This is a genomic window from Microvirga sp. HS2 (assembly GCF_055792805.1).
In genome coordinates this window covers 158812-169331 of sequence record NZ_JBVVAJ010000010.1, presented here as the reverse complement: position 1 = coordinate 169331, position 10520 = coordinate 158812, and the positions used below count along the sequence as shown (strand labels likewise).

At 63.7% G+C, this 10520-nt stretch carries 8 protein-coding genes; 4 read left to right on the top strand and 4 right to left on the bottom strand.

Annotated elements, in window-relative coordinates; translation table 11 throughout:
- On the top strand, positions 1-374 hold a 374-nt coding region (locus ACS5Q0_RS11805; RefSeq protein WP_473126822.1), incomplete at its 5' end, for a hypothetical protein.
- Positions 375-873: 499 nt separating this feature from the next.
- Positions 874-3474, top strand: coding sequence for a DNA translocase FtsK (locus tag ACS5Q0_RS11800; protein ID WP_473126821.1), 2601 nt, complete (start codon positions 874-876; stop codon positions 3472-3474).
- 166 nt (positions 3475-3640) lie between these two features.
- Here the strand turns inward: ACS5Q0_RS11800 and ACS5Q0_RS11795 are convergent, their stop codons facing one another.
- From ACS5Q0_RS11795 to ACS5Q0_RS11785, 3 genes are all read right to left on the bottom strand, one after another.
- Positions 3641-3847 (bottom strand): hypothetical protein, encoded by a 207-nt coding sequence (locus ACS5Q0_RS11795; protein ID WP_473126820.1) that lies wholly within the window; start codon positions 3845-3847, stop codon positions 3641-3643.
- Between the two features lie 191 nt (positions 3848-4038).
- Entirely contained in the window at positions 4039-7626 is a 3588-nt protein-coding gene (locus ACS5Q0_RS11790; RefSeq protein ID WP_473126830.1) for a CheR family methyltransferase, read from the bottom strand.
- Between the two features lie 163 nt (positions 7627-7789).
- Complete coding sequence (locus ACS5Q0_RS11785) at positions 7790-8818, bottom strand: chemotaxis protein CheB (protein WP_473126819.1); 1029 nt, start codon at positions 8816-8818, stop codon at positions 7790-7792.
- Between the two features lie 144 nt (positions 8819-8962).
- Here ACS5Q0_RS11785 and ACS5Q0_RS11780 point away from each other — a divergent pair, with 144 nt between their 5' ends.
- The gene (locus ACS5Q0_RS11780) at positions 8963-9217 is read left to right on the top strand and encodes a hypothetical protein (RefSeq protein ID WP_473126818.1); all 255 of its coding nucleotides are present in this window, start codon (positions 8963-8965) and stop codon (positions 9215-9217) included.
- 117 nt (positions 9218-9334) lie between these two features.
- Positions 9335-10072, top strand: a complete 738-nt coding sequence (locus tag ACS5Q0_RS11775) for a Crp/Fnr family transcriptional regulator (RefSeq protein WP_473126817.1) — start codon at positions 9335-9337, stop codon at positions 10070-10072.
- A gap of 135 nt (positions 10073-10207) precedes the next feature.
- On the opposite strand, the gene ACS5Q0_RS11770 is transcribed toward ACS5Q0_RS11775, so the two are convergent.
- Entirely contained in the window at positions 10208-10426 is a 219-nt protein-coding gene (locus ACS5Q0_RS11770; protein WP_473126816.1) for a hypothetical protein, read from the bottom strand.
- Positions 10427-10520 lie beyond the last annotated feature (94 nt).

Here is a 10520-nt window from a genome sequence, read left to right as displayed (position 1 = left end):
AAAAGCGCAAGACAAAGGTCGATGTCTTGTTCCAAGCAGCCCCAAAGGGCCGCCGCAAGGACACCGCCGCCTGCGCTTCTTCTTCCTTCTTCACTTGTCAAAGAGCAGCATCACCAAAGATGCGGTCCCGTCCGGGACACCGGCCAAAGACCCCGAAGAGCCCGCCGGAAGCAGCAGCCCCAAGGCCGCCGCCGATGAAGGGGTGTCTACCCGATCCGAACCGCCCCGTCAACACCCGTTCGAAAGAAGTTCCGAACAATTGGCAAGTGTTCACCAGGGCCGAACGGCGCCAGACACAGCATATCCGCTCCCGGACGACAGCAATCGTCCAGGCTGAACCTGCCGAACGGGCCAAACCCGCCGGCGAAGACTGAAGGATATGCTCCAGAGGAGCCCCAAAACACCGCAGGTCGCCCCGCCAATGCCAAAAGGCTCTTGGATCGCCGAACACAAAGTCTCGGCCCAAGCCCCTCGAACCTGTGACGGCGTGAGCGGCGCGACCGACGACATGACATCGCTCCCGGGCAAAGGCTCAGGAACTGATCGTCAGCGGGTTCGGAAAAAAATAACCGCGCTCGCCGGCTCTCGCCACGGCGCGGGGCGCGACACATACCCCATCCTCACCCCTTTGCAAGATAAAAACTGCCGCATGAGGGGAGGGCGGCCACATGCTCTGCCAGAGAGAGGCCGGAAGAAGCATCATCGCTCGACTTACTAACGGTGTCTTTACCCGTGTTGGCCAAAGTCCGGCGAACCGCACCGGCGGTGTGTCGATTTCCAGCTCCAGCAGATTTGTCAGTTCTCATGCGTAAGCCATTTAAGCCCAACGACTTCGTTGCAACGACAGCCCGTTCAGAAGGCAGAATCCCCGAAATGCGAGCGGAGATTCACGAGCGGGCCGATTCGACGCAATCGGGGAGTGATCGATTCGTGTGGGAGGCGCCCTGGTCGTCTGCCGGGGAGACCGAGCCCGGCTGGTGGAAGGCCTTTGCGCTCGACAAGGATGTGAGGGCGACGCGCACTCCCGACCGTTTCATCAGAAAGCAGCCGGAGACCAATGTCGTGCCGCTTCCGGCCAGCGAGGCCATGAATGCCGTTCGTCTCGCACGGGCCGCCGACCGGTCCTGCGAGGAGGCGATCCGGACGCGGCTGGAGCGGCTGCGGGCGGCCATGGAAACCAAGTCGACCATTTTTTCTTCGCCCACGCCTCAAGCGGAATCGTCCACCGTCGCCGGACAGGCTGCCATGGCACCCGAACGTGAAAGGGCGGAGCCGCCGGCTCCGCGCCCTGAAACCACCGAGGTGCCGACCAGCGGAGCGACCTCCGAGGCCATCGAAGCGGCGATCGAGCCCGAGAGCCCGGAGCTGTGCGCAGCTCCGATCGACAGCATGAGCGACGAGGCGGTGGAGGACCATCCTGCTGCCGAGGAGAGTACTCCTGACCACGCTGTCGAGCAGCGGTTGCCGGTTCCCGTCGAAGCCTCAAGGCTGGGCTTTTGCGCCTTTGCCTTCCAGTCCCGCCTTTATCGGACCGTCACCTCTTTCGAGCCGGGGTCTGCCGTCGACCTGCTGGTGCCGGACGTCGTCGGCGACGACAGCCTTCCCGAGGACGGCTTTGCCGACGAGGAGGAGATGCCAGCCCGATTCAAGGAGATCCCGGACGACGTTTCCGAATGGCGTGAGGTCGAGGAGACGGCCGCTCCCGATGAGGCTGATATCGCGCCCGATGAGGCGGGGATCGCGGACGAACCGGCTGCCGACGCATTCGACCCGGGTTATCTGGCTCTCTATGGAGAGGAAATCGCACCGGCTCCGATCGGGCAGAAGACTGCCGAAGAAATTCCGGAGGCGGTCACGGATATCGTCCCCGAGACGGCCGAGGTTGTGGCGCCGCTTGCCCCTGCACCCCTTGCTCGCGTTATCGAGTTTCGCGCTCCGGAGCGCGCGAGGAGCGCAGGCTATGAGCTCCCCGACGTCGAGCTGCTGGCAGAGCCCCCCGAGACCGAGGGGGACGTTCTCACGGAGGACATCCTTGAGGAGAGGGCCGGCCGCGTCGAGAAGGTCATTCGCGACTTTGGTGTGAAGGGCGAGGTTATTCATGTTCGTCCAGGGCCCGTCGTCACTCTCTACGAACTGGAGCCCGCCCCGGGGGTGAAATCCTCCCGCGTGATCGCTCTCTCCGAGGATATCGCCCGCTCGATGAGCGCGGTTTCGGCCCGCGTCGCCGTGATCCCGGGCCGCAACGCGATCGGCATCGAACTGCCGAACGATACCCGTGAAACGGTGTATCTCCGCGAGATGCTCGAGACGGCCGACTTCAAGGCCTCGACGCAGAAGCTTCCGATCTGCCTCGGCAAGACCATCGGCGGCGAGCCGGTGATCGCCGATCTCGCCCGCATGCCGCACCTGCTGGTCGCCGGCACCACCGGCTCGGGCAAGTCGGTGGCGATCAACACCATGATCCTGTCGCTGCTTTATCGCTTCAGCCCGGAGCAGTGCCGCCTGATCATGGTCGATCCCAAGATGCTCGAACTCTCCGTCTATGACGGCATCCCGCATCTGCTCACCCCCGTGGTCACCGACCCCAAGAAGGCGATCATCGCCTTGCGCTGGGCGGTGCGCGAGATGGAGGACCGCTACAAGAAGATGGCGCGGCTGGGCGTGCGCAACATCGACGGCTTCAACGCCCGCGTGAGCGAGGCCCAAGCCAGGGGCGAAACCATCACGCGGACGGTCGAGACGGGCTTCGACAAGGAGACCGGAAAGGCGGTCTACGAGGAGGTTACGCTCGATCTCACGCCTCTTCCCTACATTGTGGTGATCGTGGACGAGATGGCCGACCTGATGATGGTGGCGGGCAAGGAGATCGAGGGCGCGATCCAGCGTCTGGCCCAGATGGCGCGCGCCGCCGGCATCCACGTGATCCTGGCGACGCAACGCCCCTCCGTGGACGTGATCACCGGCACGATCAAGGCGAACTTCCCGACCCGCATCTCGTTCCAGGTCACCTCCAAGATCGACAGCCGCACGATCCTGGGCGAGATGGGCGCCGAGCAGCTGCTCGGCCAGGGTGACATGCTCTACATGGCCGGCGGCGGGCGTATCACCCGCGTCCACGGCCCCTTCTGCTCCGACGAGGAAGTGGAAAAGGTGGTCAATCACCTCAAGCGCCAGGGCGAACCGGTCTATCTCGATGCCGTGACGGCCGATGACGAAGAGCCGGAGGATCTGGATGCGCCGGAGCTCTCTGCCGAGGATGACGACATCGGCTTGGGGGCGTCGGACATCTACGAGCAGGCCGTCGGCATTGTCCTTCGACACAAGAAGGCGTCGACGAGCTATATCCAGCGCCGGCTGCAGATCGGCTACAACCGCGCCGCCTCGCTCATGGAACGCATGGAGCATGAGGGTATCGTCGGGCCCGCCAATCACGCCGGCAAACGCGAGATCCTGCGTGGGATGGGCGAAGACTAGGGCGCCGGACGTACAAAGTGGAATCCACTTTTTCCTACGATGCGCCAGAAAGAAGGCTCTGGAGGGCGATCCTTTCACGGATCGCCTTCCGGCGGCCGCTGACCCAGAATGGAACGACCAATCGCGAAATTGATCAAACGCAAGATCGCCGCGGGCGCTGCGTGCTTTAGTCTCCCTGCGTGAGGGATTGACGATGCACAAGAATTTCACGCTTCCAGACTTGCAGGCGGAAATGGACCTTCTCGAGGGGGGAGGGCAGCTCCAGGTCGCCCATGCCGATATCCAGCGCCTCTTCGGCGGGAATGACGTCGCCCAGGAACGCCTCTCGCGGTTTGCGCGAGGCCACAACTGCCTGATCATCCGCACGGGACATGGCGTCACGTTTCGCAGAATTCCCACGCCTGTTGTCAGCGACAGAACGTATGAGTGAGGTGTCTCGCCCCAGCCGTGGTTAGTGCAGAAGGCCCGGCTCGCCATGCGAAAAAAGGCAAAGCTGGGAAAGGGGCTGATGCCCACGAGGGGAAACAGCTCTAGCCGGGAATGCGCGACGGTCGGTCACGTCATTCAGCCTTGCGAGTTCGCATCCTGCGCATGGAGTTCTCCGTCCGTCGCGGCGTCATCCGCGCCCGCCATGAGGCGCAGCACGGCCGTTTGCTCGTTGAACGGCAGTTCGATGACACAGCGGACGCCATCCGCCGTGAAGTTCAGCGCCGTTTCCGCAGCAAGCTCGTAAGGAAGCGTCCGCTCGATCAGTTCCGAGCCGAAGCCTCGCCGCCGGGGGGTGACGTTGGCTGGGGAGCCTCCCTCTTCCCGCCATTCCAGCCTGAGCTTTTTCTGCCCGTCATTTCCGTCGATCAGCCAAACCACTTCGATGTGGCCGCCCTTTTCGGAGAGGGCGCCATATTTGACGGCGTTGGTGGTCAGCTCATGCACGGCCAGCCCCAATGTCTCTGCGGTCTCTGCCTTGAGGCGCACGGGAGGGCCGTGGACGTGAGCCATTTTCTCGTCCTGTACCGTATGCGCCAGCAGCTCGTCCCGAACGAGTTCCTCAAGATTGACGCCGTTGTCGGCGGATCTCGTCGCCATCGTCTGAGTGCGGGCGAAGGAATCGATGCGCCCTTCGAGGTGCATGGCGTAATCGTCGATGGTTTCACTCGTCGCGGCGGTCCTCCGCGCGATGGACCGAACCACGGACAGGGTGTTGCGCACGCGGTGCTGCAGCTCAGCCAGAAGTCGCTTCGTGCGTTTCTCGCTTTCGCGCAGAGCCTTCTCGGCGCGAATGCGTTCCGTCAGATCGATCGCCACGGCGACGCCGCCCACCACGTTCCCATTCGCGTCGCGGCGAGCGTTGACGCTGTTGCGCACCCAGATGATGGAGCCATCCGGGCGCTGGTGCCGCTTCTCGATCACGAAAGGCTCGCCGCCCGAGAGCGCCCGCTCCACCAAGGGTTTGTTGCACGGCCAGTCCTCGGGATATGTCAGCTCCTCGACGGTATGGCCGACGATCTGCTCGCGGGCTCGTCCGACAATCGCGCAATAGCGGTCGTTGACGTAGATCACGCGTCCGTCCCGATCCACCATCGCAATGCCGACATCGACCTGCTCCGCCATGGCGCGGAACCGCTCCTCGCTCTCGCGCAGCGCCCGTTGCGCGCGGGTGAGGGGGGTCACGTCCGTGAACGTCACCACCGCGCCGCCGATATAGTTGTCGATGCTGCGGTAGGGGAGGACCCGGAGCATGTAGCGGGTTCCCCTCGTCGGATCGCCGATTTCGCGCTCCACGCTGCCGAGCGTGCGCATCACATGGCGGACATCTTCCTGCAGCTCGTCGTAGGCGATGCGGGATTTGATGTGGGCGATGGGCCGGCCGATATCCGTTTCGACCAGATGGAAGATCTCGGCCACGGCGGGGGTGAAGTTCATCACCCGCTGCTCGTTGTCGAGGAAGACCGTCGCGATCTGGGTGCTCTCGAGAAGGTTCTTCAGATCGCTGTTGGAACGCGCGAGCTCCTGAACGCGATGCGCCAGCTCGCCATTGACCGTGGTCAGCTCCTCGTTGACCGATTGCAGCTCTTCCTTGGAGGTCTCGAGCTCCTCGTTGGCCGACTGGAGTTCCTCGTTCAGGGATTGGTATTCCTCGTTCGAGGATTTCAGCTCCTCGTTCGTGCTTTCCAGCTCCTCGATGGTCGCCTGGAGACGTTCCCGGGTGAGCCGCAGCTCCTCCTCGAGCCGCTGGACATGTTCGTCATACCGGTGGGGGGCATCCGGGGCGCCGCGTCCAGCCTCGTGCAAACGAGCCGGACTGTCCTTGAAGATCACCACGTAGCCGGGTCTGGAATCGGATTGCTCCCGAATGGGTTCGACGACGATGTCGGCGATCAGCTGGCCGCCGTTGGTACCGATGGTGAGCCCCTCGACCTGGACGGTTTGATGCTTTTCCGCCGCCTCGGTCAGGGCCGCGCGCAGGTTGAGGCGCAGATCGTTATGAACGAGGCTCAACAGGTTGAGCGTTGCCGCGCCGCCGGCGGGCTCGATGTAGCGGCCCATCCTGCCGGAGAAATGCAGGACGTCGAAGTTGTCGTCCGTCACCACATAGGCAGGAGCATAGCGCTCGGCAATGTTCTCGGCCTTGCGGGTCAGGCCGCTTTCGATCAGGCGCGGGCGAAGCGGCGCGGGGTGTGCCGTCGGCCGCCTGTCCACGGCGGTGAACGGGAAATCCGGCAGAATCCTGGCCGTCGTCTCGAGACGCCGGAAGATGCGAAAGCCTCGATCCACAGGGGCGAAGAGCCGCGTGTGACGCGAGATGTTCTCAGAATTCCCCAGAAACAGGAAGCCGCCCGGACGGAGGGCGAAGTGGAAGAGGGGGATCACACGGTCCTGAAGATCGGCGTTGAGATAGATCAGCAGGTTGCGGCAGGAAATCATGTTGAGCCGTGAGAACGGCGCGTCCTTGATGGCGCTGTGCTGCGAGAAAATGCACATTTCCCGCAGCTCCTTGACCACGCAGTACGTGTTGCCTTCCTTGATGAACCAGCGTGCCAGGCGCTCGGGCGTCATGTCCTTTGAGATAGCTTCCGTATAACGCCCGACCCGGGCCGCCGTGAGGGCGCGGCCATCGATATCGGTCGCGAAAATCTGAACATGCGGCACGGCATCCAGCTTGGCCATGTGCTCGCGCAGGAGAATGGCGATGGAATAGGCCTCCTCGCCCGTGGAGCATCCGAGAACCCAGATCCGAAGATTGTCGCCGCGGGTTTTCCCCTCGAACAGCTTGGGAATGATCTGGCTTTCCAGAAGCTCGAATTCCCGGGGGTCCCGAAAGAACTGGGTCACGCCGATCAGAAGATCGTTGAAGAGATTCTGGGGCTCGTCTCCCTGCGTCCGCAGCACTTCGATATACGTGTCGACAGTGTCGGCCTGCACCACCTGCATACGGCGCTGGACGCGCCTGAGGAACGTGTTCGGCTTGTAGCCGTGGAAGTCGTGTCCGGTCTTGTTGCGCAGGATCGTCGCAACGCTCGCGAGAGCGCCTGAAATCTCGGTGGCCTCGGTCTCGATGCGGGCAGTCTTGCTGTAGCGGGCGAGGTGCCTTGCATAGAGCATCACGCGCTGCGCCAGCTGCTCGGGAGGCAGGACGAAGTCGACGATGGCGCTGGGGTCGTGGGTGAGGGCGATGCCCTCCGGCGTGACCTCCCCGCTCTCCTCGGCCAGGGTCAGGCCGCCGGCCTCCTTGATCACCGTGACGCCCAGCGTTCCGTCTCCGTCGGTCCCGGAGAAGACGATGCCGACGATCTGCCGCTCCTGATTGTCGATCTCCGGATCCTGCGCGGCCGACACGAAAAAGCTGTCGATGGTCCCGCGCTCCCCTGGCGGCTCCTGAGCAGTGCGGCTGACGAAATGCCCATGCTCCAGAGTCAGGATTCTGTTGGTCTCCGACCAGTAGACTTTGCCGGGTTCCACGGGGCATCCATCGGTCGCCAGGGTCAATTGGCGCCCGCGCTCCGCCAGGTTTTGTCTGAGCCGTTCCGCGTCCAAAGCCTCCCGGTGCTGAAAGACGAGAACGACCGTCATGGCGCTGTCGGGCTCCAGCTCAGCCAGAAAGCGCTCGACCGGTTGGCTGTTCGCTCCAGACGCTCCGACGGCAACGATCAGTTTCGTGGAGGCGTTTCCGTTCTGGGAACTGCCGTCAACGGTCTTGGAAGGAGGCGCGTTCTTGTTCTTCTTTTTGGGGGCCAATGTTGAATATCCCTGCTCGGGAGAGGATTTGCCATATTAAGAGGAAACGCGCCATTTCTCAAAGCCGGTGCCGGGTAGCCTATTCGGTCGAGGTCCGCCCACCTTCCTCGACCTGCGTTCCGAGCGGCTTCATGGATTTCAGAACGGCCCGGCGAAGGGTGTCGGCGTACTGGCGGTACTCGGCGGAGCGCTCCCCGTACATCTCGGCCACGGCCATGCGGCCGCTGCGCCGCCCGTCCTCCGCCATGCGGGAGACCAGTTCGGCCCGTTCCTCGATGATGCGCAACGCGACACGCAGCGCCTCGTCGACGGCGTCCTCCTGCTCTTTGGCCAGAACGTCGGCCGTGAACGCGTGGCCGACCTGGCACCGGAAACGGAGGGGCTTGGCGTTTCGAATCTTCGAGAGGGCGCCTCCACAGGCGGGGCAGGTGAACGCAGCCGGGTCCGAGAATTCTCCGATGACCTCCGAATCGACCCTTTCTCCCGCCGCGATCGCCACCTCCAGGTGGATCTCCGGCGGAGCCGGGAGATTGGGGCCGGCCGTTTCGCGGGCGAGATTGGACAAGACATCGCCAAGCCCGACGCTCGGGACCGAGTGATCGACCGTCACGGCTGCAAGGGCGCTCCGAGGCATCTCGTCGGCGGTGGCGTCGGCCGGATCCTGGACGATGGCGATGCCCCCGCAGCGCTTGACGGCTTCGAGGCCGGAGGCCCCATCGTTGAGAAAACCGCTCAGGATCACCCCGATCACACGTGAGCCATAGGCAACCGCCGCCGACCGGAAGAGGGGATCGATGGCCGGCCTCGCCAAGTTCTCCCGCGGGCCGCGGCCGAGTTTAACGCGTCCCTCGGTCAGGATGAGGTGATGGTCGGGGGGCGCGAGATAGACATTTCCCGGCTCGATGGCCATTCCGTCGATCGCCTGGTGGACGGGCAGGGGGCCGGCGGCTGAAGCGACGGTCGACAGGATGCCGATGCTGCGGGCCGGGATGTGCAGGACGATGAAGATTGCGGCCGGCAGATCCGCCGGGAGTGCGCCGAGAATGGTCTTGAGGGGAGCCGTCGCCCCCGAGGAGCCTCCAATGACGATGATGTCCCGATTGCTCATGGGCGGCCCTCATTTCGACCTGATTTGGGAGGCAACAATGGGCTGTTGCCACGGTTCCATCGAAAATCCCGAATGTCGTTCGTTCGGGTGGACCGGAAACCGGGCTTGTCGAAGATGTCCTCCTTCGAGGGCGGAGAGTCCGTCATGAGCAAGCCGATGGTTGATCCCGCCGCCGAAAGAGAGCACCTCGCCAGGGCCGAGCGGGATATCGTCGAGGGCGAGAGGCGTGTCACGCGCCAGGCTCTCCTCGTCGAGGAGATGCGGCGGGACGGCTATGATACCGCCGAAGCGGAGCGGTATCTGCTGACCTTACGGGAGACGCTCGCTTGCTGGTACGATCACAGGGACCTGATCCTACGGGAGCTGGAGCGGCATAATGCGTTTCCCTCCCACCGCTAGCCCGCGGCGATGATGCTCTAGTTAAAAGGCGATGGACACGAAGCCCGGGACAACTGTCGCAGCCGCCGTGACCGACGCCTGTCGCCCCGCGACGCCTGATAGGCCTGGAGGCGCTCGATGAATCTCGCACCCGCCGCGCAGACAGGGCAGCATCCGCTCCTCCGGAAGCTGGAGGCCCTCGGCAGACTGTCGGACGAGGAGAGACAGGCGGTTCTGGACCTGCCTCACGTGACCAAGGTGTTCGAGGCCGATACCGACATTGTTCAGGATGGGGACCGCCCATCCGATTGCTGCCTTGTCCTCGATGGCTTCGTCTGCCGCTATAAGATCCTCCCTGACGGCAAGCGGCAGATCATGGGGTTCTATATTCCGGGCGATATCCCGGACCTGCAGAGCCTCCATCTCGTCGTGATGGACAACAGCATCGGCACCCTTGTGGCGAGCCGCGTGGCTCTGATTCCGCACCAGAATTTGCTGTATGTGCTGCGGCGCTACCCCAACCTTGCGGATCTTTTCTGGCGCGACACCCTGGTCGATTCTGCCATATTCCGCCAGTGGATGATCTCCATCGGCCGCCGAACCGCCTTCCAGCGGATGGCCCATCTCCTGTGCGAGCTCCAGATCCGCTTGGATGCCGTCGGCCTGACCAGGGACAATGGTTACAACCTGCCGGTGACCCAGAACGAGCTGGCGGATGCCCTGGGATTGTCGACCGTTCACGTGAACCGCGTCCTGCAGGATCTCAGGGCCGAGGGGCTGATCGTCCTGCGGGGAGGCGCTTTGACCATTCCGGACTGGGAGGCGCTCCAAAACGCCGGTGAGTTCGACCCGGCTTACCTTCAACAGATGAGATGACGGCACCTTCGCGGCCCGACAGGAGCCAGGGCCGGTGTCCCAGCCTTGCATTCTGGCGCGGAATTGAGGTGAGGGGGCCCCGAAATCGGCCTGAGCGGGAGGTGGCGGGCCTCAGGTGCCAGAAGAGACATTCGATCAGCTCCGGTCTCCCGTCCAGGCCTCGATGGCTTCCTTGAGCCCATCGGGCAGATCGATCAGAGTTTCGGCGGCGGGAGCCGTGATCGAGGACGCCAGCTCGGAGAGGAATGTTCGATATTTCTCCACCTTCGGCTCCTGGGAGGCGTCGAAACTTTCCGCCGCGAGATCGTCGGGCGAGCCGCAGAACAGACAAAGAAGGGCGAGTATGGCGCGCATGTTGCCTCCATCGGGCCGGAGAGTAGGACGCGCCACCGTGGCATTTTCGCGGCTGGAGGGGCGTGCGCCAGGGCACGCCCCTCCAGCCGGGTTC